Below are 22,076 nucleotides of genomic sequence, written 5' to 3'. Positions count from 1 at the left end.
GAGCTGACGGCACGGGATGCCAACATACCGAACGTCATTCGGATCTGTCGGGATCCGTACGAACCGTTGAGCGTCAGCCCCGGAGCTCCGGACTCACGCCGAAGAGTAGAACACGTTTCAGTCTGTGGCGGCAAGGGTGTGGTCACAGGTCCGCGGGGCCCGGGTAGGAGGTCTGCGCGCCCGGCTTGCGCACGGCCGCGGCGCCGACCCGGGCGGCGAAGCGCGCCGCGGTGGCCAGATCGTCGCCGCGGGCGAGGCGCAGCGACAGCGCTCCGGTGAACGCGTCTCCCGCGCCCGTGGTGTCCACCGCCTCGACCCGGGGACTCGGCACCTCCGTGACGCCCGACCGGTCGGCCACGACGGCGCCGTCCGGGCCGCGCGTGATCACCACCGACCGGGGACCGCGCGCGAGCAGCCCGGCGGGGCTCGGGTCGCCGAGGAACTCCGCCTCGTGCTCGTTGACCACGAGCGGGTCGCAGTACGCGAGCAGGTCGTCGGGCACGCCGGCGGCGGGGGAGAGGTTGAACACGACGCGGGCGCCGGCCTCCGCGGCACGCGCGGCGGCGGCCGTCACCGTGGGCAGCGGGATCTCGAGCTGGAGCGAGACCACGGACGCCGCCGCGAACAGCGGGCCGGCCGCGGCCACGTCGTCGGCCGAGACGCGCGCGTTGGCGCCGGGCGAGACGATGATGCTGTTGTCGCCCTCCGGCCCCAGAGTGATCAACGCCACGCCGGTGGCCGCAGGCGTCGTGAGGACGTGGGAGATGTCGACGCCGTCGCCGCGCAGAGCGTCGCGTACGAGGTCGCCGTTGCCGTCCGTGCCCACCCGCCCGACGAAGGCGACCCGGCCGCCCAGCCGCGCCGCGGCCACCGCCTGGTTGGCGCCCTTGCCGCCCGGGTGGATCTCCAGGTCGGAGCCGAGCACGGTCTCCCCGGCCGCCGGGCGGCGGTCGACCCGGACCACGAGGTCCGCGTTGACCGATCCGACGACCACGACGTCGTACGTGGCGTTGCTCTCCGTCATATCCGTCCTTGTCTCGGTTCGGGCCCTCTATGGTGTCAGGCGGCTACAGTGCCCTGGTGAACGACCATGAGCGTGTGATGCCCGCCGGGCTGCGCCGGGCCGCCGAGGAGGCCAAGGGCTTCATGCCGGTGGCCGAGGGACTCGCGCTGTACGACACGGCGCTGGCGTACGGCGTGCGCGGCCCGATCCTGGAGGTCGGCACCTACTGCGGAAAGTCCGCCATCTACCTCGGTGCCGCCGCGCGAGCGGTCGACTCGGTCGTGGTCACCGTCGACCACCACCACGGCTCGGAGGAGAACCAGGCCGGCTGGGAGTACCACGACGACACGCTCGTGGACCCGGAGACCGGCCGGATGGACACGCTGCCGATCTTCCGTAAGACGATCGTGTCGGCGGGTCTGGAGGACCGCGTCGTCGCCGTCGTCGGCACCTCCGGGACCGCCGCGCGGCTGTGGGCGCGGCCGCTCGGCATGCTCTTCATCGACGGCGGGCACGCCGAGGACCTCGCGCAGGCCGACTACGACGGCTGGTCCCACCACGTGATGAGCGGCGGCGCGCTGGCCTTCCACGACATCTTCCCCGACCCGGCCGACGGCGGTCAGGCGCCCTACCGCGTCTACCGCAGAGCCCTGGAGACCGGCCTGTGGGCCGAACGCCGCGTCGAGGGTTCGCTGCGCGTCCTAGAACGCCGCTAGGGCGCCGCGTACGTCCATCAGGGCGAAGCCGAGGAGGTTGAGGCCGCGCCACCGGGCCGGGTGCCGTGCCTCCGGCTGGGCCGCGGACAGGCCGATGCCCCAGATCGTGTCGTACGGGCTGGCCTCGACAAGGACGCGCTCGCCGGTGGCGAGCAGGTAGTCCCGCAGCGGGGGACGCTGCCCGAACTTCGCGGTGTTCGCCGCGACCACGAGGCCGTAGCGGTGCGCCGCCCAGGTGTCCTCGTCGAAGCCGCGGACCCTGCGCCCGGCGCCCTTGGCCTTGCCCGGGTCCTCGGAGGCGAGCACGCGCCGCTCGGCCTCCTCGTCGCCGAACAGCCGCGCCTTGCCGGCCATCATGTAGTGCTCGGCCGTGGCGTACTCGACGCCGTCGACCGTGAACGAGGCCGGGTACCACTGGCTGAGGCAGCCCTGGCCCACCCCGCCGCCCTTCGGCGGCCGGTGGCCCCAGAACAGCAGCAGCTCCGGCAGCGTGCCGGCCTCGTCCAGCCGGGCCAGCTCCTCGACGTTCACGCCGTCGGCCTGACGCTCTGGGCGATCTTCTCCAGGTCGGCGTCGGCGGCCTGGTCGGACACGCCCTGGTCCGCGATGACCACCAGGACGGCGACCTCGCCGGTCTTCAGAGGGACCGCGGCGGCGTGGACGACGCCGCGCGGGGGCGAGCACGGGTTGGTGTCGTGGACGGTCACGGTGGCGATGGCCTCCTGGCCCTTCGCGCCGCCCGCGTCGAACGACTTGAGAGCGCCGGCCGTCACCGTCGGCGCCTTGCCGCCGTCCGGTGTGTAGCCGAACGTGGCCCACTTCCGCGCCGCGTCCTTGGCGTCCGCGGCCACGTCCTTGGTGCTGTAGCCGGACACGGCCGACTGGGCCCGCCAGCTCCCGCTGTGGCCCTGGCAGTAGCCCTGCTTGAAGACGGCGGCGCCGCTCCCGGCCACCTCCGGCTTACCGCTCGCGTCCTCGAAGCCGACGATGGTGTCGGGCGACTCGACCTTCCAGGTGCCCGGCGGCACGTCGTAGGTCACGCCGTGCTTGACCGCCACCACCGCGTGCCAGCCCGGCACCTTCGCCGGGGCCGACGGCGGGGAGGACGGGACCAGGGACGGCGGCGGATAGCTCGGGTCGTACGAGGGCGCGTCGGAGGAGGCGGACCGCGGTGACGTGTGCTTCTTGTTCCCCTTGGACACCGCGACGGCGGTGCCCACGCCGCCGCCGATCAGCAGGATCACGATGACGACGACGGCCGCGATGATGCCGCCCGAGGGCCCGCGCGGGGGCGGCGGCGGGGGATACCCGCCCGGCCCGCCGTAACCGCCGTAACCGCCGGGACCGCCCCAGCCGCCGGCTCCGCCCCAGCCGGGCCCGCCCTGCCCGGGGTGACCGCCCTGGCCGCCGGGAACGTCTGACGGCGGGTGCCACCCGCCCTGGTTGGGCGGCGGCCGCCCGCCGCCTCCGTACCTCTGCTCGTCGCCCGGCCAGACCATGCAGCGAAACTACTGCACGCGATCCCCTTTGAGCGTTTGGTCCCGAAATTCCGGCAAGGCGGCGGTTGTGGTCAGCCCCGCGTACGGACCGAGTCCGCCAGCGACGGCGCCTCGCAGCCGCACGCGACCGGGTCGGCCGGCTCCGACGGGCCGAGGTCGCGACCGGCGATCTCCTTGAAGAGGCGGGACGCCGGGGAGCCGCCCGCCAGGGCGTCGGCGGCGAGGATCACCGCGGCCGCCGTGTAGGTCGACCGGTCGCCCGGGAAGTGGCGCTCGTTGGCGAACTGCCAGCCCGTCCAGTACGACCCGTCCTCGTGCCGCAGGTGCTGGATGGTCGCGAACAGCTCACGGGCCCGCGCCGTGTCGCCCATCGCGTCCAGCGCGAGCACCAGCTCGCAGCTCTCCGCGCCGGTCACCCACGGCTGGTCCGAGACGCACCGGCAGCCCAGGCCCTCGACCACGAAGGTGTCCCACTGCTCCGCGATCCGGCGGCGCGCCGCGTTGCCGCGCAGGGGCCCGCCGAGGACCGGGTAGTACCAGTCCATCGAGAACCTGTTCTTGTCCGCGAAGGCCTCGGGGTGGCAGGCGACGACGTGGCCGAGCTGGTCGGCGGCCAGCTCCCAGTCCGGCTGCGGCTCGCCCAGGTGCTCGGCGAGGGCGACCGCGCAGCGCAGCGACTGGTAGATGGACGAGCAGCCGGTGAGCAGCGCGTGGTCGGCGGGGGACCCGTCGGGGTGGCGCATCCACAGGATCTCGCCGCGGGCTCTCTGCAGGCCGAGGACGAAGTCGACGGCGCGGTGCACGGCGGGCCACATGTGCCGGGCGAAGTCGTCGTCGCCGGTCAGCGTCAGCTCGTGCCAGACGCCGACCGACAGGTACGCGGCGTGGTTGGACTCGGAGCCGGGCTCGGTCACCTCGCCCATGACCCACTTGGCGGGCCACGAGCCGTCCTCGCGCTGGACGCCGCGCAGCCACTCGTACGCGCGCCGTGCCGCGCCGGTCAGCCCGGCCGTGGACAGCGCCATCGCGGCCTCGACGTGGTTCCAGGCGTCGACGTGGCCGGGCACGCCGCCCACGGGCGCGAACCACGGGATGGCGCCCGACGGCTCCTGCTGGGCGGCGATCGAGTGGGCGGTGGCGACGAGGTCGTCGTTGGTCGGAATCCCGGGCACGGCGTCAGGCCGCCGCATGCGCCCGCTCCCGCACCGGTACGTCCGGTTTGGTGAAGTACACGACGACGCTCTTGCCGATCACGGGGTTCAGCACGCGGTCGGCCAGGCGGGTGGCGAGGGGGCGCTTCATGATGTCCCAGACCAGGAGCCGGTGGTAGGCGCTGGCGGCCGGGTGGGAGTCGTTGTCGACGCCGACCGCGCACTTGATCCACCAGTACGGCGCATGCAGGCCGTGGGCGTGGTGGTGGCCGCCGACCTCGAAGCCGGTCGCCTTGAGCTTGGCCTCCAGCTCGGCGCGCGTGTAGATGCGCACGTGGCCGCCGGGCGCGGTGTGGTAGTCCTCCGACAGCGCCCAGCAGATCCGCTCGGGCAGCCATGAGGGCACGGTGACGGCGAGCCGCCCGCCCGGCTTGAGCACGCGCAGCAGCTCGGCCATCGCGCTCATGTCGTCGGGGATGTGCTCCAGCACCTCCGCGGCGACGATCTTGTCGAAGGAGTCGTCCGGGAACGGCAGGCCGAGCGCGTCGCCGGTCACCGTACGGGCCGAGGCGCCCGCGGGCGGCTCACCCTCCAGCTCCATGGCGCCGAACATCGTCGCGACCGCCGCCAGCTCCTTCTCGTCGCGGTCGAACGCCACCACGTGGGCCCCGCGCCGGTACAGCTCGAACGCGTGCCGGCCGGCGCCGCAGCCCATGTCGAGAACCCGCTCGCCGGGCGAGATGCGGAACCGGTCAAAGTCCACGGTCAGCAGGGCCGTGCTCCTTCCGTACGGCGCCGTCGCGCTGGGCGATGGCGTCTCTGTAGTGACCGACGGTGGCCCGCGCGACGGCGGACCAGGTGAACCGCTCCTGGACGCGTTCGTAGCCGGCCGCGCCAAGGCTCATCCGCTCCTGCGGCGAGTCGTGCAGCCGCCGGAACGCCGCGGCCAGCTCCTCGACGTCGCCCGGCTCGACGAGGACGGCGGCGTCGCCGACCACCTCGGGCAGCGCGCCCGTACGGCTGGCGACGAGCGGCGTGCCCGAGGCCATGTGCTCGACGGCCGGCAGCGAGAACCCCTCGTACAGGGAGGGGACGGCGGCGATCTCGGCGCTCGCGAGCAGCTCGCCCAGCTCCTCGTCGGAGATGCCGGACACGAAGCGCACCCGGTCGCCGAGGGACAGCTCGGCGACGAGCTTGTCGGTCGGGCCGCCCTTGGTCGGCCGGCCGACCACGACCACGTGCACGTCGCGTTCGGTGGCGAGCTTGGCGACGGCGCGCAGCAGTGTGGCGACGCCCTTGAGCGGGGAGTCCGCGCTGGCCACCGCGACGATGCGGCCGGGGACGCGCTCGCCGCGCGGGTGGAAGTGAACGTCGTCCACGCCGAGCGGCAGGATGTGCACGTCGTCGGGCAGGGCGCCGAAGTCGCGGACGATGTCGTGCTTGGAGGAGCCGGAGACGGTCAGGATCGGCCCGATGCGCGCGGCGACGCGCGCCTGCATACGGACGAAGCCGTACCAGCGCCGCTTGCCGAACCGCTGCTTGAGGCCCTTGGCCGCCTCGATCTCGATGCGGCGGTCGACGCTGATCGGGTGGTGGATGCTCGTCACCAGCGGAAGGCCGAGACGGGAGATGCCGAGGTTGCCGTAGCCGAGGACCTGGTTGTCGTGCACGACGTCGTAGTCGGCACGGCGTCTGCGCAGCTCACGCAGGACGCGGAGGCTGAAGGTCAGCGGCTCGGGGAAGCCGCCCGTCCTCATGTGGGCGAACTCCAGGACGTCGATCCAGTCGCGGTACTCCGACAGCTTCGGCGTGCGGAACGGGTCCTCGTCGGCGTACAGGTCCAGGCTCGGGACCTTGTGCAGCGTGATCTCGTCGCGGTCGAGCTCGGGGTACGGCTGGCCGGAGAAGACCTCGACGTGGTGCCCGAGATCGACCAGTTCACGGGACAGGTGCCGGAGGTAGACGCCTTGGCCGCCGCAGTGCGGTTTGCTCCGGTAGGAGAGCAGTGCGACGCGCAACGGTTCGTCTACCTCATCCACGCTCGCCCCTCCCGTAAATGGGTCACTCAGTGATGTAAGACCATAGCCTGCCCTGTTCGACCTGCGCGGACGATATTAGGCACTGAGTCTAAAAGTGGGGAAAACCACTAGTTTCTCGCAACGACCCTCTCAACTGGCAAAACGGACGGGCATCTCCTTGATGCCGTTGATGAAGTTGGACCGCAGGCGGCGCGCCTCACCGGCCTGTGTGATGTCCGGCATTCGTTCCAGCAGCATCTCGAACAACACCCGCAGCTCCATCCGGGCCAGGTGCGCGCCGAGGCAGAAGTGCGGTCCGCCGCCGCCGAACCCGATGTGGGGGTTGGGGTCGCGGCCGACGTCGAAGGTGTCGGGGTCGGTGAAGACGTCCTCGTCGCGGTTGGCCGAGGAGTAGAACACGACGACCTTGTCGCCCTCGGCGATGCGCTGACCGCCGAGCTCGGTGTCGCGCGTCGCCGTGCGCTTGAACAGGTTGACCGGGCTGACCCAGCGCACGATCTCGTCCGGGAACGTCTCCGACAGCCGCCCGCCGCCGGCGGTGTGCTCGTCGACCATGCGCCGCCACTGGTCGGGGTGCTCGAAGAAGGCGAGCATCCCGCCGGACGCGGCGTTGCGCGTGGTCTCGTTGCCGGCCACGGTCAGCAGCATCACGAACAGGTCGAACTCGTCGACCGACAGCTCCTCGCCGCCGTGCGGCTGCAGGAGCCGGGTGACGATGTCGTCCCGCGGCTCCTCCCGGCGGCGTACGGCCAGCTCGTTCGCGTAGGCGTACAGCTCGCCCGCGGCCACCATGCCGTCGTCCTCGGGCTTGCGGTAGTCCGGGTCGTCCTCGGCGACCAGTCGGTTGGACCAGTCGAAGATCTTCTCCCGGTCCTCGGGGGGCGCGCCGAGCAGCTCGCAGATCACATAGAGCGGCAGCGGCGCGGAGATGTCGTGCACGAAGTCGGCCTCGCCGTGCCCCGCGACCTCCTCGATCAGGTCATGGCAGATGCTGCGTACGTGTTCTTCGAGCCGGCCGATGGTGCGCGGCGTGAAGCCCCGGTTGACGATCGCGCGCTTGCGCGTGTGCTCGGGCGGGTCCTGGTTGAGCATCATCATCCGCTGCATCGCGAGCTGTTCCTCCGAGGGCTCGGGGAACAGCGCGAGCTTGCTGTGCGAGGAGAAGATCTCAGGGTGCCGTGACACGTGCACGACGTCGTCGAAACGCGTGACCGCCCAGAAGTCCGGATCGCCGTGATGCCGGTAGACCGGTGCGTTCGCGCGGAGCCACCGGAGCTGTTCGTGCGGGATGCCGCCGTTGGCGTACAGGTCGGGGTCGACGAGATCGATGTCCATGGCAACCGCCCTTGGAGGTCAGGGGCTCTTGAGCGTAAACGACCACGCCCGTAAATGGAACTTGTTCTACTCCTGCGTTCCGACCCGCTCTGAGGGCGTGAACCGGACCGGCATCTCCTTGATCCCGTTGATGAAGTTGGACCGCAGGCGGCGTGCCGGGCCCGCCGGGCCGATGTCGGGCATCCGCTCCAGGATCAGCTCGAACAGGACGGTCAGCTCGAGCCGGGCCAGGTGCGTGCCCAGGCAGAAGTGCGGTCCGCCGCCGCCGAACCCGATGTGGGGGTTGGGGTCGCGGCCGACGTCGAAGGTGTAGGGGTCGGTGAAGACGTCCTCGTCGCGGTTGGCCGAGGAGTAGAACATCACCACCTTGTCGCCCTCGGCGATGCGCCGGCCCCGGATCTCGGTGTCCTGGACCGCGGTCCGCCGGAACATGTTGACCGGGCTGACCCAGCGCACGACCTCGTCGGCGGTGGTCTTGAGCAGGCCGCGGTTGCCCACCAGGCGCTGCCACTGGTCCGGGTGGTCGAAGAACGCGAGCATGCCGCCGGCGGCGCCGTTGCGCGTCGTCTCGTTGCCCGCGATGAGCAGGAGCAGGATGAACATGGCGAACTCATCGGCGCTGAGCCGGCGGCCGTCGGCGTCCGGTTCGAGCAGGCTCGTCGCGATGTCGTCGCGCGGGAACTCCCGCCGGTCGGCCGCCAGCTCGTGCGCGTACTGCAGCACCTCCAGCGAGACCTCCCGCGCGTCCTCGGGAGCGGTGGAGAACTCCGGGTCGTCCGCGCCGACCAGGGCGTTCGACCAGTCGAAGATCTTGTCGTGGTCCTTGGCCGGCGCGCCGATCAGCTCGCAGATGACGTAGAGGGGGAACGGCGCCGCGATGTCGCGGACGAAGCAGGACTCCCCGCGGGTCGCGACTTGGTCGATGAGCCGGTGGGCGACGTCGCGGATGTGCTCCTCGAGCCGCTTGATCATGCGGGGCGTGAAGCCGCGGTTGACGAACATCCGCTGCCGGGTGTGCTGCGGAGGGTCCATGAACAGCATCATCAGCTGGTAGAGCGCGACGTCCTCGTCGGCGAACTCGTTGAACATCGAGGTTCGTGCGTACGAGGAGAACAGCTCCGGGTGGCGCGAGACGTGCACCACGTCGTCGTACCTCGTCACCGCCCAGAAGCCGGGCATGCCCTGGGCGGGATCCTCGTGCCAGAAGACCGGTGACTCCCGGCGCAGCCGGCGGAAGTCGTCCGCGGGAAAGCCGTTCGTCTCGTAGATCTCCGGGTTGATGATGTCGACGGCCATCGGCACTCCTCCGGGTGAACGTTCTGTAACACGTTCTAAACCAAGCGCTCGTTAGGGTCAACGTGGCGCTTGTCTCATCACGGCGGGTTGCGGGGTGTCAGAGGCCGTCGCGTCAGAGTCGTTCGAGGATGGTGGCGGTGGACAGCGCGCCGCCCGCGCACATCGTGACCAGGGCGGTCGCGGCGTCGCGGCGCTCCATCTCGTGCAGCGCCGTGGTGATGAGCCGGGCGCCGGTGGCGCCGACCGGGTGGCCGAGCGCGATCGCCCCGCCGTTGACGTTGACCCGGTCCATGTCCGGTTCGTGCACGGACGCCCACGACAGCACGACCGACGCGAACGCCTCGTTGATCTCGAACAGGTCGATGTCGCCCATCGTCATCCCGGCCGACTCCAGCACCCGCGCGGTGGAGTTCACCGGCCCGTCGAGGTGGAAGTACGGCTCGGCGCCCACGAGCGCCTGTGCGCGGATCCGGGCGCGGGGACGCAGCCCCTGGGCGCGGGCGGCCTCCTCGGCCATCACGAGCACGGCCGCGGCGCCGTCGGAGATCTGCGAGGACGTGCCGGCGGTGTGCAGGCTTTCGCCGAACACCGGGCGGAGCCCGGACAGTCCCTCGATCGTGGTCTCGCGCAGGCCCTCGTCGCGGTCGACCGTACGGGTCTCGCCGGTCGGCGCGCCCTCACCGTCCAGCACCGGCGCCTCGATGGGCGCGATCTCGCGGTCGAAGCGCCCGTCGGCGACGGCCTTGGCGGCGAGCCGCTGGGAGCGCACGCCGAAGGCGTCCAGGTCGGCGCGGGTGAGACCGCGCCGGGCGGCGATGCGCTCGGCGGCGGTGAACTGGTCGGGCAGGTCGATGGACCAGTCGTCGGGGCGGGGGTTGGCCGGCAGCACGTTGCTGCCGAGCGGCGCGCGGCTCATCACCTCGACGCCGCAGCCGATCGCGGTCTGGACGACGTCCGAGTGCACGAGCGCGGCGGCGAGGTGCACGGCCTGCTGGCTGGAGCCGCACTGGGCGTCGATGGTGGTGACGCCGGTCCGGTGGTCGAGGCCGGCGTACAGCCAGGCGTGCCGGCCGACGTGGCCGCCCTGCTCGCCCGCCTGGGTCACGCAGCCGGCGAAGACCTGGCCGACGCCGGCCGGGTCGATACCGGCGCGGCCGACCAGGGCGAGCTGCGCGTGGGCGAGCACGGCCTGCGGTTTCAGTCCGGCCAGCCGGCCTCGGCGCTTGCCGATCGGCGTCCGGACAGCCTCGACGATCACGGGGTTACTCATGCGGCCTCCCACCAGAACCTTGGCTGAAAACAATAACCTGTTCTAGTGGGATACCGGCAATATCCGTACGGCAGGCGAGTACGCCTGATAACTGGTTCTAATGAAAGGAGGATGCGGCGCGAGGCCGTGTCAGACGAGCAGGCTGTCGAAGTCGCCGGCCTTGGCGCCCTGGATGAGCGCCCGGATCTCGGCCTTCGTGTAGACCAGTGCGGGTCCGGCCGGGTGGCGGGAGTTGCGGACGGCGACGCTGCCGTCGGGCAGCTTCGCGAGCTCCACGCAGTTGCCCTGGGAGTTGCTCCGGTGACTCTTCTGCCAGCTGACGTCGAGTAGGTCGGTGGCGGGAACGCCGTTGTATGCGGGGTACTGCTGCATCTATGTCTCCTGGAGAATCCTGCTGAGGATCTCGGCGGTGTTGTCCGGAGGTGCGCTGACCACACAGAGGCGCTCCATGGCCTCCATGTAGGAGTCGACGTCGTCGCGCCTGTCCAGGTAAAGGGCACTGGTCAGTTGCTCGACGTAGACCACGTCCGGAAGGTCCGACTCGGGGAAACGCAGGATGGTGAACGCGCCGGCCTCGGCGGTGTGACCGCCGACCCGGAACGGAAGCACCTGGAGGATGACGCCCGGCAGTTTGGTGGCCTCGATCAGCCGCTCGATCTGGCCGCGCATCACATCCCGTCCCCCGATCGGACGGCGCAACGCCGCCTCGTCCACGACAGCCCACAGGCGGGGGGAGTCCCCGCGCGTGAGTAGCTTCTGGCGTGTTATTCGCAGGCTGACCCTCTGCTCGATCTCCTCCGGAGGCGAGGTCGAGTTACCCATGGAGATGACGGCACGGGCGTATTCCTCGGTCTGCAGCAGGCCGGGAATGAACTGGACTTCGTAGGTGCGGATCAGCGCCGCCGCCTCTTCCAGGCCGACGTACGTCTCGAACCACCCCGGGAGGATGTCCCCGTACCTGTGCCACCAGCCAGGACTGTTGGCGTCCTGGGCGAGGGCGAGAAGGGTGTCCCGGTCGGTGTCGTCGGTGACGCCGTACAGGGTGAGCAGGTCCGCGACGTCGCGCTCCTTGAAGCCGACGCGGCCCAGCTCGAGGCGGCTCATCTTGGAGCCGGAGGCACGGATCGCGTATCCGGCCTCCTCGCGCGTGATGCCCTGCCGCTCGCGCAACCGGCGCAGCTGGGCACCAAGGAGCCGGCGAAGAACGGTCGGTCCTCCGGCGGGCTGCGCTGTTTCCACCCCTACCTCCATGAGCATCGGTCAGCGCACAGTCTGCCACTCCCTCCCGTCCGCTGTCAGAGTCCGCACGGTCATCTGCACGTGCATCGGGCCTTGCATCTGCAAGACATGTCGAGCAGGATAGCGCGCGGACACGCCGATCACTGATCACCCGGGGATCGCGATGACAGCACACGGAGCGCGCTGGATGACAGGCGAAAGAACAGGGGAAACGGTCGACGAAGCGCAAGAGTGGCTGGCGACGATCACACAGGGTGAACACCGGCGTGATCGCCATCACGCTCCGCTCCGCCCCGCTTCGCAGACGATGTCCGTAGGACTCGCCGCCGTTCCCGAGTCGGTCCGCGAGGCCCGCGACTTCGTCCGTACGGTCCTTCTCTCCTGGGACCTCGCCGGCCTCTACGACGACGTCCGGCTCGTCGTCTCCGAACTCGTCACCAACGCCCTGCGCTACTCCGCCGGCCTCTCGGCCGACCTCTGCGCGAACACCCCGATCCGGCTGAGCCTGTTGCGGACGGGAGAGCGGCTGACCTGCGCGGTCACCGACCCGTGCGACCAGATACCCGTGCACAGGGAGCCCGACTCGGTCTCCCAGAGCGGGCGCGGCCTGCACCTCGTCGAGGCGTTCAGCCACTCGTGGAACTGGGCCCCGCTGTCCGGCCAGGGAAAGGTCGTCTGGGCCGTTTTCCTCTGCCCCGACTGCTGAGTCCCCCTCAGACCCTTCCGGCCAGTGCCGCCGCGGCCACCAGGGCCGCACAGGCGACGGCCAGGAGCATCGCCGTCTCGCGCCGCAGTGCCGCAGGCGCGGCATCCTCTCCGAGCCGCCGACGGCGCGCGTGCGCGATCGCGGTGAGCGCCGCCGGCCCGGCCACCACGATGAGGCCCGCGGGGAACGTGGTCCGCGCCGTCAGCACCGCCATCGCCCACGACGACAGCGTCATTCGCAGCCACGCGAGCTCGGTGCGCTGCCGCTGTGACCCGGCGGCGCTCACCTCGTCACCACGCTGACCAGCGTGATCGCGAGAAGCACGCCCACCCCCGAGGCGAGGATCACCGGCAGCGGGTCGCGGGGGAGCCGCAGGCCGAGGCGCATGGCGAGCTGGGCGCGGCGCCAGTTGCGGTACGCCGCGGGAACGATCATCACGCTCAGCGCGATCGCGCCCAGGCCGATCTCGTGGTGCCAGGGCGGCAGCCGTACGCCGTGGACGCCGCCGGCGAGGGGAAGGCCGAGCGCGAGCAGGCCGAAGGCCGTCTGCATCCAGGCGAGGAGGGTGCGCTCGTTGGCGAGGGAGAAGCGGTAGTCGGGCTCGTGGCCGGGCTCCTCGCGCGCCATCGCGTCCCCACTCCCTCTTTCTCGTTTCCGGGCCGTCCGTATCCGTACCCATGCCGCTGTCCCGTCCGCCCTCCCAGCGACGCCGGATATCGGGGACAAGAGGTGTCATGAAGGTCACCGCCGGTGACGTCCGCGCCCGGCGGCCGCCGCCGCGCCGCTTGCCATTGCGCCGCCCTGACCAGGGAAAAGGTCGGTCTGGATCTGCCGCGTCAGGCATGGGAGTACCTGCTGAGGGAAACAACGTGGACTTAACCGGACAACGCGTTCGGGCACGTGAGCGGGGGGATGGCTCGGTATGGCGGAAGCTGGGAGAGCGACCAAAACGAGAACCGCGTCGCGGGGTACTGCCACGCGGACGCGGAGCTCGGGCACCAAGACCGCGAGTGCCCGCGCGTCCGGTGCGAGCACGTCCGGTACGCGGACGTCGAGCGCGCGGACGCCGAGCGCGCGTACGTCCACTGCCCGTACGTCCACTGCCCGGACGTCGAGCGCGCGGACGCCGAGTGCGCGGGCGTCCGCCTCGACGTCCACGACGACGTCCGGGTCGCGAGCGTCCGGCGCGAAGACGTCCTCCTCACGGGCGTCCCGGGCCAAGTCCGGTACGTCCGGCAGCCGCACGTCGCGGGCCAAGGCGTCCACCTCGAAGCCGGCGTCGCGGGCGAAAGCGTCCGGGGCGTCCCGCTCGCGGACGTCGGGGTCGGGCACGTCCGCGGCCAGGGCCTCCGGCACCACGACCACGACCACGCGCAGGCCGGCGGCCCGTTCGGGTACGGCCAACGGGAACGGGGTGGAGGTACCGGTCCCCGTGCTGAGCCCGCACATGAAGGTCATGCGCATCCCGATGCCCGGCATGTCCTATGTCGGCGACGCGGGGCGGCTCATGGCCGGCTACCTGCCGCCGCCGGAACGCCTCGCCTTCTACGGCGGGCTCGGCATCGCGGCGGTCCTCGGCGCGATCGACTGGCCGGTGGCCACCGCGATCGGCCTCGGCACCTTGATCGCCCGTCGTACGGGCCGAAGCATGGGCGCGATGCGCACCCGGTCCGGCGGCCGCCCGGCGACCGCGACGCGCGCGTAAGCGGCCCGGAAGGGTCAGGGCGGGGCGGCCGAGCCGTGAGCGGCCCGCGTCCTGGCCGCGCCCACCGTTCACACCGACGCCGCCGGGGCCCGCGGCCACGGCGGCGAGAGGGCGTAACGCTCGTGCGTCCGGTCCCGTCCGCTTCGCCGTCCGCCACCGGCGGACCGCCTCAGGAAAGACATCAATGCCACTGCGACGACTTCTCGGTAGCGCGATCGGGCTGCCCGGTACCGCGATGCGGACCGTGTCCATTGCCGTCTCCGGCGCGATGGAGCGGCGCCAGGTGCACCGGTCGCCGGGGCGTACGCGCATCCGGGTCCGCGGCGTGGACCGGCCCGGGACCGAGGCCGCCGCCAGGTCCCTCACCGCCCGGCTCCTGGAGGTCATCGGCGTCACCCGCGCCGAGGTGAACGGCCCGCTCGGCCTCGTCATGGTCCTGCACGGCGACGAGACGCCGCTCGAAGCGCTGCTCGACGTCATCGAGGCCTTCGAGGCGCTCCACGGCCTCGACGACGAGCCGTTCTCCGGCGGCGGCCACCAAGCGAGCCACCAGACCGTCGTCCGCGAGATGGCGCTCATCGGCGCGTACCTGACCGGAGGAGGCGCGGCCGTGGCCGGCCGGTTCTTCCGCGCCGCGCCCCTGCCGGTCCTCCCGCCCGGAGTGGCGACGCTCGCGGCGATGGCCGACGCGGCGCCCCAGGTGCGCGCGCGGCTCGAACGGAGCATCGGGCGTCCCGCCACCGACCTGGTCCTCGGCAGCGGTGTCGCGGTCACGCACGCACTCGCCTACCAGCCCTCCGGGCCCATCATCAACTCCATGCACCGGCTGATCCGCGTCGTCGAGATGCGCGGGCACCTGAAGACCTGGGACCGGTGTACGAAACGGCTGGCCCCGGTGCCCGGCGCCTTCGCGGCCGACCCGTTCGACGTGCCGCCGCGGCCGGTGCCCCTGCCGTACGGGCCGGTGGAGCGCGCCGCCTGGGTGATCCCGGCCGCGATCACCGCCGCCATCGGCACGTACGCGCTCGGCCAGGACGCCGGCCGCGCCCAGGGCGTGCTGGCCGCCGGCGTGCCCAAGGCGGCCCGGCTGGGCCGGGACGCGTTCGCCGCCCAGCTCGGGATGTCGGCCAGCCGTCACGACGTCGCCGTGGCCGAACCGGACGCGCTGCGCCGCCTCGACCGGGTGAACCAGGTGGTCATCGACGCGTCCGCCCTGCGTACGGGCGATCTGACCATCGAGGAGGTCGTGCTCGTCTCCGACGCGGTCCGGCCGGAGGAGGCCTACGAGCACGCCCACACCCTGGTCGACGTGCGCCGGCTGAGCGTCCGCCATGAGGACGGCGCCTGGGCGGTGGAGCCTCTGCGGTCCACGACCCGGCTCCCCGGCGGTACGCAGGAGCAGGCGGCGGCGATGCGCGACGGCGGCGCGACGGTCCTCGTCCTGACCTGCGACGGCGAGCCGGTCGCCCTCGTACCGGTCGTGGTCGAGCTGGACCCCATGGCCGAGTCGGTGATCGCGCTCGCGCGGCGGGCCTGCCCGGTCGCGGTCGCGGGCGCCGCCGCCGCGATGCGACGGCGCCTCCCGGTCGAGCAGACCGTCCCCGGAGGCAGCCGGCTGCTGAACTCCATCCGCACGCTGCAGGAGGACGGCCGTACGGTCATGCTGATCTCGGCGCGCGGCGGCGCGGCGCTGGCCGCAGCCGACATCGGCATCGGCCTGGTCGGCCCGGGCGGCCACCCGCCCTGGGGCGCCCACATCCTGTGTGGTCCGGGCGGTCTGCGCAGCGCGTACTCCCTGGTCGACGCCCTGCTGCCCGCGCGGGACGCCAGCTCGCGCGCGGCCAGGATCGCCGAGGTCGGCTCGGCGGCGGGCGCGCTCCTCGCCGCGACCGGCACCCCGCAGAACGCCGCCCGCCGGGCCCAGCTCGCGATCGACATGGCGGCCCTGTCCGCGCTCGCGACCGGGACCTGGGCGGGCCTCGCGGCGGCCCGGCGGCCCGTCGCCGTGCCCGCCGACCGTACGCCCTGGCACGCCTGGCCGGCCCAGGCCGTGCTGGACCGCCTCGACTCCACCTCCGCGGGCATCAGCGCGACGGAGGCCGAGCACCGCCGGACGCGGGCCGGCAACGGCGCCCCGGCCGCTCCGGGGCTGGCGAGAGTCGTCGTCGAGGAGCTCGACAACCCCCTCACCCCCGCGCTGGCGGCCGGCGCGGGCGTCTCGGCCGTGGTCGGCTCCGTCACCGACGCCGCCCTGATCGGCGCGGTCCTGGGGGTCAACGCCCTGATGTCGGGCGTCCAGCGCGTGGGCGCGGACCGCGCGCTGCGCCAGCTCGTCGACCTGAGCGCGGTGCGCGTACGGCTGCGGCGGCCCCAGACCGGCGACACCGACACCACGGCGGAGCGGCTCGTGCCCGGCGACGTCGTCATGCTGAGCGCGGGCGACGCCGTACCCGCCGACCTGCGGCTGCTGGCCGGCAAGGGGCTGGAGGTCGATGAGTCCAGCCTCACGGGGGAGTCCCAGCTCGTCACCAAGAGCGCCCGGCCGAGCGTGTCCCAGTCCGTCGCCGACCGGACGTCCATGCTGTACGAGGGCACCGTCATCGCGGCGGGGGAGGCGACGGGAGTGGTCGTCGCCACCGGGGACCGGACCGAGATCGGCCGTGCGGTGCAGCTCGTGGGCGAGCGCCGGCCCGGCGGCGTCGAGTCGCGGCTGCAATCGCTGACCCGGGTCACGCTGCCGGTCGCGCTGGGCGCGGGCGCCGGGCTGTTCCTGACCGACCTGATGCGCGGGCGCCCGCTCGCCCAGGCGCTGGGCCCGGCGGTCAGCCTGGCCGTCGCGGCGGTGCCCGAGGGCCTGCCCTTCGTCGCCACCGCGGCCGAGCTGGCCACCGCGCGCCGCCTGTCCCGGCGCGGCGCGCTCGTCCGCAACCCGGCGACGATCGAGGCCCTCGGCCGGGTCGACATCCTGTGCTTCGACAAGACCGGCACGCTGACCATCGGGAAGCTGCGGCTGAGGCTCGTCTCGGACGGCGAGTCGAGCACGCCGGTCACGGAGCTGTCGCCGTTCCGCCGGGTGATCGTCGCCGCCGCGCTGCGCGCGAGCCCCGAGCAGGTCGGCCGCCGGCTGCCGCATCCCACGGACCGGGCGATCATCCGCGCGGCCAAGAAGCTGGGCATGAAGGAAGACGAGGGGTTCGGCGCCTGGAAGCGCGTCGACGAGATGCCGTTCGAGCCGGCGCGCGGTTTCCACGCGGTGCTCGGCCGCACCCCGGACGGGCAGATCCTCAGCGTCAAGGGCGCGCCGGAGATCGTGCTGGACCGCTGCGGCACGTGGCGCCGCGGGGAGGGTTCGCGGGAGTTCGACGCCAGGGCGCGGGAGAAGGTCGAACAGGAGATGGACCGGCTGGCCCGCCTCGGCTACCGGATCCTCGCGGTCGCCGAGCGCAAGGCCTCGGGCCGGCAGGACCTGACCGAGTCGCGCATCGACCGATTGTGCTTCCTGGGCCTGGTCTGCATCGCCGACCCCGTACGCCCGACGGCGGCCGAGGCCGTCACGCGGCTGCGCCGGTCGGGCGTCGACGTGATGATGATCACCGGCGACCACCCCACCACTGCGGAGGCCATCGCCGCCGAGCTGAACCTTCTGAACGGCCGGATCATGACCGGGGCCGAGCTCGACGCCCTGCCGGACGAGGGGCTCGCCGAGACCCTGAAGGATGTGTCGGTGTTCGCCCGGGTGAGCCCGGGGCAGAAGGCGCGCGTCGTCCAGGTGCTGCGCGCGGCGGGCCGGGTGGTCGCGGTCACCGGCGACGGCGCCAACGACGCCCCGGCGATCCGCCTGGCCGACGTCGGGATCGCGCTCGGCGAGCGCGCCACCCCGGCCGCCCGCGAGACCGCCGACGTGGTCGTCACCGACGACCGGATCGAGACGATCACCGACGCGATCGCCGACTGCCGGGCGATGTGGCGGTCGACCCGGCACGCCCTCGCGGTCCTGCTCGGCGGCAACCTCGGCGAGATCGCCTTCACCGTCCTGACCAGCCTGGTCAGCGGGAGCAGCCCGCTCAACGTCCGCCAGCTCCTCCTGGTCAACCTGCTCACCGACATGCTTCCGGCCGTCGCGCTCGCGTCCCGGCCGCCCACGGGCGTGACGCGCGAGGAGCTCCTGAACGAGGGACCCGACCGGTCCCTCGGCGCCGCGCTCACCCGCGACATCGCGGTACGCGCGGGCGCCACGGCGGGCGCCGCGATGGCCGCCTGGACACTCGGGCGGATGAGCGGGAGCCGCGCCCAGGCGGACACGATCGGGCTGGTCGCCCTGGTCGGCACGCAGCTCGCCCAGACGATCGTCGCCGGAGGGCGCGACCCGGTCGTGATCGCGTCCGGGCTGGCCTCGCTGGCCGCGCTCGGCGTCATCGTCCAGGTGCCGTTCCTGAGCCGGTTCTTCGGCAGCAGCCCCCTGCTTCCGCACGGCTGGGCGATCGCGCTGGGCTGCGCGGGGACGTTCGCGCTCGGTGCGGTGCTGGTGACGCGACTGCCGGGCGGCACCCTGGTCGCGTACGTGCCCGGCGCCGAGCTGGGCGCCCGTCTGGCCGAGGGCCTGCGGGACGGGGTGAGGGACGGCCTGAGGGACGGGCTGCCGGCCGGCATCGCCGAGGCCCTCCCGGAGGAGCTCGCGGAGCGGGTACGGACGGCCTGGCAGACCGTACGCCCGGCGACCTGACGGCCGGGGCGGGTCCCGCGTACGCGCAGGCAGGCGATCTGACGGACCGGATCCGGCCGGTGACGGGCCGTCGGGGAATGTTCACCTTCTCGTTACCGCCGAGGTTTCCCAAAAATCGGACAAGGAGGCATACTCAGGACGAAAGCGCCCCCCGATGTGTTAGGTGTTCCCCGTGCCCGACATCGTCACGACCATCCTCGCGAAGGCTCTGGTGATGGCCCTCCAGGCCCTCCTGGCCCGGCTGTTCCTGCAGTTCATGCGCTCCGGTCTCTACCGCGACCTGCGGGCGGCCGGAGTCTAGACCGGCCGCTCAGAAGCCGGCGAGCAGACGCTCGGCGGCGATCTCCAGACGATCCTGGATCTGCTCGTTCCCGGCACGGCCGCGGAGCATCTCGATCATTTCCATGATCCAGACGCTGGAGAGCGCACGCAGCAGGACGTGCTGTTCCTCGCTGAGAAGGGCGTCCCGGTCGGCGACCTTGGCCAGCATGCCCGCCATCCGGTCGCCCAGATCGGTCTGGACGTCCGACAGCAGCAGCGACCGGATCAGGGCGTCCGCGAGCTCCGGCTCGCGCATCAGCCCGCGCGTCGCGCGTGTCAGCACCTCGACCGCCCGGCCGGCGGCGGTGTCCGACGTGGGCGGACGGCGGTCGAGGCTCGCCTCGAGCGTGTCCATCTCCTCGTTGACGACGGCGACCACGAGGTCCATCTTGGAGGGGAAGTAGCGGTAGAGCGTGCCGAGGGCGACTCCGGCGCGCTCGGCGACGGTGCGCATCTGCATCGCCTCGACGCCGCCGCGCGACGCCAGTGCGGCGGCCGCCTGCAGGATGCGCTTACGGCGCTGGTGCTGGCTGCGCGAGCGGCCCGTCGGGTGACCGGCAGCGGTGGGTTCTGCGGTCACGTCGGCACCTCCGGTCACGGGCGCGGAGGCCTGGATCCGCGCAGTCACTCGCACAAGGGTACATGCTGCGAGAACACGTTATCTCGGAGCGCGCATCCGGAGGCTCTCTCCGGCCGGGATCGGTCCCCATGTCACAAGCATGGATGGCAGGGTAGGCGCCGGTTGTGGACACCGACTAGAATCTGTTCTAGTTTGCATCGCAGTCCGCCTGCCGCGAGAGGGGACCATGGACTTCGATCTCGATGAAGACGCCCAAGAGCTGCAAAAGCTCGCGGCCGGGCTACTGGACCGCGAGGCGTCGACGACGCGGCTCGAGGCCCACGAGCGGTCCGGCGCCCCCTACGACGACGCACTCTGGAAGACGCTGGCCGGTGCCGGACTGCTCGGCGCCTGCCTGCCCGAGGACCTCGGCGGAGCCGGCCTCGGCGCGGTCGAGCTGGCCGTGCTGCTGCGCGAGATCGGGGCGCACGCCGCGCCGGTCCCCGCGTACGCCTCGCTCACCGCCGCCGTCACGCTCGCCCGGCACGGCACCGGCGACCTGCGCGCCGGGCTCTCCGCGCTGGCCGGGGGAGAGTCGGTGATCACCGCGGCCGTACGCGAGCCGGACGCCGACCTCTCCGGGCCGGCGACGACCGCGACCCGCGACGGCGACGCGTACGTCATCGAGGGCGTGAAGACCTTCGTGCCGTACGCCGAGCAGGCGGCCCGCATCCTCGTCCCGGCCCGCACCGAGGACGGCGAGGTGGGCGTCTTCGCCCTCGAACCCGGCCAGGCCGGGCTCACGCCCCACCCGGCCTCCACCCACGAGCCCATGTCCCGGCTGCGCCTGGACGGCGTGCGCACCGGCGCGGACACCCTGCTCGGCGCCGGAGCGTACGAGACGCTGACCGGGTTCGCCACGGCCGGCGCGGTCGCCACGATCTCCGGCGCGCTGGACGCCGCGCTGCGGATCACGACCGAGCACGTGAAGACGCGAGAGCAGTTCGGCCGGCCGCTCGCGGAGTTCCAGGCGGTCACGATGGAGGTCGGCGACGTCTACATCGCCAAGCGCGCGCTCGACGTGGCCATGTGGGCGGGCGTCTGGCGGCTCGCCGAAGGCCAGGACGACGCGGCCGAGGTGCTCGGCGTCGCGGCCTGGGCGGCCTGCGACGGCGCGCTGAAGGCGCTCTACATCTGCCAGCACCTGCACGGCGGGCTGGGCCTGGACGTCACCTATCCGCTGCACCGCCACTTCGCGTGGGTCAAGCACTACGCCCACCTGCTCGGCGGCGCCGAGGCGCAACTCGACGCGATCGGAGCTCTGGTGGCCTGATGTTCATCGACCTGACCGACGCGCAGAAGGCGTTCCGCGACGAGTTGCGCGACTACTTCCGCGGCTGCCTGAACGACGAGCAGCGGCAGCTGATCGCCAAGGACCCGTTCGGCATCGCGTTCATGGAGCACTGCCGGCGGCTGGGAAGCGACCACATGCTCGGCGTCGCGCTCCCGGAGGAGTACGGCGGCCGCGGTCTCGGCCCGCTCGAACAGCAGATCTTCGCCAATGAGATCGCCCGCGCCGAGGTGCCGTACCCGCTCATCACGCTGAACACCGTCGCGCCGACGCTCGTGCAGTACGGCACCGAGGAGCAGAAGAAGCGGTTCCTGCCCCGCATCCTGGCGGGCGAGTGTCACTTCGCCATCGGCTACACCGAGCCGGGCGCCGGTACCGACCTGGCCGGGCTGCGCACCACCGCCGTACGCGACGGCGACCACTACATCGTCAACGGCCAGAAGATCTTCACCTCGGGCGCGCACCACGCCGACCACATCTGGCTCGCGGTCCGCACCGACCCGGACGCGAAGAAGCACAAGGGCATCTCGATGCTCATCGCCGACACCTCCGACCCGGGGTTCTCGTGCACGCCGATCGTCACCATGGACGGCCGGCGCCACACCAACTCCACCTACTACCAGGACGTGCGCGTCCCGGTCGAGATGCTCGTCGGCCACGAGAACCAGGGCTGGGACCTCATCGTCAACCAGCTCAACCACGAGCGGGTCACCCTCGGCCCGGCCGGCAACATCGGGCACACCTACGACCGGTTCGTCCGCTGGGCGCGCACCAAACCGGGCCGCGACGGGCGCCCCCTGATCGAGCAGCCCGCCGTACGCCGCGCGGTCGCCGAGATCCACTCCTTCCTGCGCATCAACGAGCTGCTCAACTGGCAGGTCGCCGCGAACATGGACCTCGGCTGGCTCGGCGCCCCGGACGCCTCGGCCACCAAGATCTACGGCTCCGAGCGCATGCAGGACGCCGGGCGCATCGTCGGTGAGGCGCTGGCGCGGTACGGCGACCCGGGCGACGAGGAGACGCGCGACCTGATCGACCGCCTGGACCGCGGGGTGAAGGGCGCCCTGGTGCTGACCTTCGGCGGCGGCGTCAACGAGATCCAGCGTGAGATCATCGCGATGATCGGCCTCGGCCTGCCGCGGGCCCCTCGCTGACGTTTCCGT

Annotated in this window: 22 protein-coding genes; 7 read left to right on the top strand and 15 right to left on the bottom strand. The window is 72.3% G+C overall.

The annotated features are described in order from the left end of the window. Positions 1 to 142 precede the first annotated feature (142 nt). The gene (locus tag QWU11_RS30625) at positions 143 to 1,024 is read right to left on the bottom strand and encodes a ribokinase (RefSeq protein WP_290117935.1); all 882 of its coding nucleotides are present in this window, start codon (positions 1,022 to 1,024) and stop codon (positions 143 to 145) included. A gap of 77 nt (positions 1,025 to 1,101) precedes the next feature. On the opposite strand from QWU11_RS30625, the gene QWU11_RS30620 reads away from it, so the two are divergent. Continuing rightward, the gene (locus QWU11_RS30620; protein WP_290118006.1) at positions 1,102 to 1,719 is read left to right on the top strand and encodes a class I SAM-dependent methyltransferase; all 618 of its coding nucleotides are present in this window, start codon (positions 1,102 to 1,104) and stop codon (positions 1,717 to 1,719) included. Here the strand turns inward: QWU11_RS30620 and QWU11_RS30615 are convergent. From QWU11_RS30615 to QWU11_RS30570, 10 genes are all read right to left on the bottom strand, one after another. Then, positions 1,705 to 2,250: an NADAR family protein gene (locus QWU11_RS30615; RefSeq protein ID WP_290117934.1), complete on the bottom strand. Its 546-nt coding sequence runs from the start codon at positions 2,248 to 2,250 to the stop codon at positions 1,705 to 1,707. The two genes, QWU11_RS30620 and QWU11_RS30615, sit on opposite strands and share 15 nt — an antisense overlap. Further along, positions 2,247 to 3,218, bottom strand: a complete 972-nt coding sequence (locus QWU11_RS30610; RefSeq protein WP_290117933.1) for a hypothetical protein — start codon at positions 3,216 to 3,218, stop codon at positions 2,247 to 2,249. The genes QWU11_RS30615 and QWU11_RS30610 overlap by 4 nt, the downstream gene beginning before the upstream one ends. A gap of 71 nt (positions 3,219 to 3,289) precedes the next feature. Beyond that, on the bottom strand, positions 3,290 to 4,408 hold the full coding sequence (locus QWU11_RS30605; protein ID WP_290117932.1) for a prenyltransferase: 1,119 nt from the start codon (positions 4,406 to 4,408) through the stop codon (positions 3,290 to 3,292). After that, on the bottom strand, positions 4,395 to 5,141 hold the full coding sequence (locus tag QWU11_RS30600) for a methyltransferase domain-containing protein (protein ID WP_290118005.1): 747 nt from the start codon (positions 5,139 to 5,141) through the stop codon (positions 4,395 to 4,397). Before QWU11_RS30600 ends, QWU11_RS30605 begins: the two co-directional genes overlap by 14 nt. Continuing rightward, positions 5,122 to 6,408, bottom strand: coding sequence for a glycosyltransferase family 4 protein (locus QWU11_RS30595; RefSeq protein ID WP_290117931.1), 1,287 nt, complete (start codon positions 6,406 to 6,408; stop codon positions 5,122 to 5,124). The genes QWU11_RS30600 and QWU11_RS30595 overlap by 20 nt, the downstream gene beginning before the upstream one ends. A 129-nt stretch (positions 6,409 to 6,537) precedes the next feature. Then, complete coding sequence (locus QWU11_RS30590; RefSeq protein WP_290117930.1) at positions 6,538 to 7,743, bottom strand: cytochrome P450; 1,206 nt, start codon at positions 7,741 to 7,743, stop codon at positions 6,538 to 6,540. 66 nt (positions 7,744 to 7,809) lie between these two features. Next, the gene (locus QWU11_RS30585) at positions 7,810 to 9,039 is read right to left on the bottom strand and encodes a cytochrome P450 (RefSeq protein WP_290117929.1); all 1,230 of its coding nucleotides are present in this window, start codon (positions 9,037 to 9,039) and stop codon (positions 7,810 to 7,812) included. Positions 9,040 to 9,151: 112 nt separating this feature from the next. Next, positions 9,152 to 10,309, bottom strand: a complete 1,158-nt coding sequence (locus tag QWU11_RS30580) for a steroid 3-ketoacyl-CoA thiolase (RefSeq protein WP_290117928.1) — start codon at positions 10,307 to 10,309, stop codon at positions 9,152 to 9,154. A 129-nt stretch (positions 10,310 to 10,438) separates the two neighbouring features. Further along, positions 10,439 to 10,681 (bottom strand): DUF397 domain-containing protein, encoded by a 243-nt coding sequence (locus QWU11_RS30575; RefSeq protein WP_290117927.1) that lies wholly within the window; start codon positions 10,679 to 10,681, stop codon positions 10,439 to 10,441. Beyond that, positions 10,682 to 11,548: a helix-turn-helix transcriptional regulator gene (locus tag QWU11_RS30570; protein WP_290117926.1), complete on the bottom strand. Its 867-nt coding sequence runs from the start codon at positions 11,546 to 11,548 to the stop codon at positions 10,682 to 10,684. 307 nt (positions 11,549 to 11,855) lie between these two features. Between QWU11_RS30570 and QWU11_RS30565 the strand changes: the two genes are divergently transcribed. Further along, complete coding sequence (locus QWU11_RS30565; RefSeq protein ID WP_290117925.1) at positions 11,856 to 12,254, top strand: ATP-binding protein; 399 nt, start codon at positions 11,856 to 11,858, stop codon at positions 12,252 to 12,254. A gap of 7 nt (positions 12,255 to 12,261) precedes the next feature. Here QWU11_RS30565 and QWU11_RS30560 read toward each other — a convergent pair whose 3' ends face one another. The 3 genes from QWU11_RS30560 to QWU11_RS30550 form a co-directional block, all read right to left on the bottom strand. Further along, positions 12,262 to 12,540 (bottom strand): hypothetical protein, encoded by a 279-nt coding sequence (locus tag QWU11_RS30560; protein WP_290117924.1) that lies wholly within the window; start codon positions 12,538 to 12,540, stop codon positions 12,262 to 12,264. Further along, on the bottom strand, positions 12,537 to 12,881 hold the full coding sequence (locus tag QWU11_RS30555) for a DUF202 domain-containing protein (RefSeq protein ID WP_290117923.1): 345 nt from the start codon (positions 12,879 to 12,881) through the stop codon (positions 12,537 to 12,539). The genes QWU11_RS30560 and QWU11_RS30555 overlap by 4 nt, the downstream gene beginning before the upstream one ends. A gap of 114 nt (positions 12,882 to 12,995) precedes the next feature. Next, positions 12,996 to 13,658, bottom strand: coding sequence for a hypothetical protein (locus QWU11_RS30550; RefSeq protein ID WP_290117922.1), 663 nt, complete (start codon positions 13,656 to 13,658; stop codon positions 12,996 to 12,998). Positions 13,659 to 13,668: 10 nt separating this feature from the next. Here QWU11_RS30550 and QWU11_RS30545 point away from each other — a divergent pair, with 10 nt between their 5' ends. The 3 genes from QWU11_RS30545 to QWU11_RS30535 all read left to right on the top strand — a co-directional run bounded on the left by QWU11_RS30545 (position 13,669) and on the right by QWU11_RS30535 (position 18,983). Further along, complete coding sequence (locus QWU11_RS30545; RefSeq protein WP_290117921.1) at positions 13,669 to 13,959, top strand: hypothetical protein; 291 nt, start codon at positions 13,669 to 13,671, stop codon at positions 13,957 to 13,959. Positions 13,960 to 14,143: 184 nt separating this feature from the next. After that, complete coding sequence (locus QWU11_RS30540; RefSeq protein ID WP_290117920.1) at positions 14,144 to 18,682, top strand: cation-translocating P-type ATPase; 4,539 nt, start codon at positions 14,144 to 14,146, stop codon at positions 18,680 to 18,682. A gap of 172 nt (positions 18,683 to 18,854) precedes the next feature. Then, positions 18,855 to 18,983 (top strand): hypothetical protein, encoded by a 129-nt coding sequence (locus QWU11_RS30535; RefSeq protein ID WP_290117919.1) that lies wholly within the window; start codon positions 18,855 to 18,857, stop codon positions 18,981 to 18,983. A 9-nt stretch (positions 18,984 to 18,992) separates the two neighbouring features. On the opposite strand, the gene QWU11_RS30530 is transcribed toward QWU11_RS30535, so the two are convergent. Beyond that, entirely contained in the window at positions 18,993 to 19,583 is a 591-nt protein-coding gene (locus QWU11_RS30530) for a TetR family transcriptional regulator (RefSeq protein ID WP_290117918.1), read from the bottom strand. Positions 19,584 to 19,809: 226 nt separating this feature from the next. Here QWU11_RS30530 and QWU11_RS30525 point away from each other — a divergent pair, with 226 nt between their 5' ends. Together QWU11_RS30525 and QWU11_RS30520 are read left to right on the top strand one after the other, a co-directional pair. Continuing rightward, positions 19,810 to 20,895 (top strand): acyl-CoA dehydrogenase family protein, encoded by a 1,086-nt coding sequence (locus tag QWU11_RS30525; protein WP_290117917.1) that lies wholly within the window; start codon positions 19,810 to 19,812, stop codon positions 20,893 to 20,895. After that, the gene (locus QWU11_RS30520; protein WP_290117916.1) at positions 20,895 to 22,067 is read left to right on the top strand and encodes an acyl-CoA dehydrogenase family protein; all 1,173 of its coding nucleotides are present in this window, start codon (positions 20,895 to 20,897) and stop codon (positions 22,065 to 22,067) included. The genes QWU11_RS30525 and QWU11_RS30520 overlap by 1 nt, the downstream gene beginning before the upstream one ends. The last annotated feature ends 9 nt before the right edge of the window (positions 22,068 to 22,076 follow it).

This window comes from Actinomadura sp. DC4 (assembly GCF_030406325.1).
Taxonomy (GTDB): domain Bacteria; phylum Actinomycetota; class Actinomycetes; order Streptosporangiales; family Streptosporangiaceae; genus Actinoallomurus.
Note: the sequence above shows the minus strand (reverse complement) of the source record. Positions and strands in the feature narration are given on the sequence as shown.

What these genes read in the sequence shown, in the direction of transcription:
- QWU11_RS30555 (WP_290117923.1), bottom strand. Translation starts at nt 12,881, where the DNA reads ATGGCGCGCGAGGAGCCCGGCCACGAGCCCGACTACCGCTTCTCCCTC.
- QWU11_RS30520 (WP_290117916.1), top strand. Translation starts at nt 20,895, where the DNA reads ATGTTCATCGACCTGACCGACGCGCAGAAGGCGTTCCGCGACGAGTTG.
- QWU11_RS30525 (WP_290117917.1), top strand. Translation starts at nt 19,810, where the DNA reads ATGGACTTCGATCTCGATGAAGACGCCCAAGAGCTGCAAAAGCTCGCG.
- QWU11_RS30590 (WP_290117930.1), bottom strand. Translation starts at nt 7,743, where the DNA reads ATGGACATCGATCTCGTCGACCCCGACCTGTACGCCAACGGCGGCATC.
- QWU11_RS30625 (WP_290117935.1), bottom strand. Translation starts at nt 1,024, where the DNA reads ATGACGGAGAGCAACGCCACGTACGACGTCGTGGTCGTCGGATCGGTC.
- QWU11_RS30610 (WP_290117933.1), bottom strand. Translation starts at nt 3,218, where the DNA reads ATGGTCTGGCCGGGCGACGAGCAGAGGTACGGAGGCGGCGGGCGGCCG.
- QWU11_RS30585 (WP_290117929.1), bottom strand. Translation starts at nt 9,039, where the DNA reads ATGGCCGTCGACATCATCAACCCGGAGATCTACGAGACGAACGGCTTT.
- QWU11_RS30575 (WP_290117927.1), bottom strand. Translation starts at nt 10,681, where the DNA reads ATGCAGCAGTACCCCGCATACAACGGCGTTCCCGCCACCGACCTACTC.
- QWU11_RS30605 (WP_290117932.1), bottom strand. Translation starts at nt 4,408, where the DNA reads ATGCGGCGGCCTGACGCCGTGCCCGGGATTCCGACCAACGACGACCTC.
- QWU11_RS30620 (WP_290118006.1), top strand. Translation starts at nt 1,102, where the DNA reads ATGCCCGCCGGGCTGCGCCGGGCCGCCGAGGAGGCCAAGGGCTTCATG.
- QWU11_RS30565 (WP_290117925.1), top strand. Translation starts at nt 11,856, where the DNA reads ATGTCCGTAGGACTCGCCGCCGTTCCCGAGTCGGTCCGCGAGGCCCGC.
- QWU11_RS30580 (WP_290117928.1), bottom strand. Translation starts at nt 10,309, where the DNA reads ATGAGTAACCCCGTGATCGTCGAGGCTGTCCGGACGCCGATCGGCAAG.
- QWU11_RS30540 (WP_290117920.1), top strand. Translation starts at nt 14,144, where the DNA reads ATGCCACTGCGACGACTTCTCGGTAGCGCGATCGGGCTGCCCGGTACC.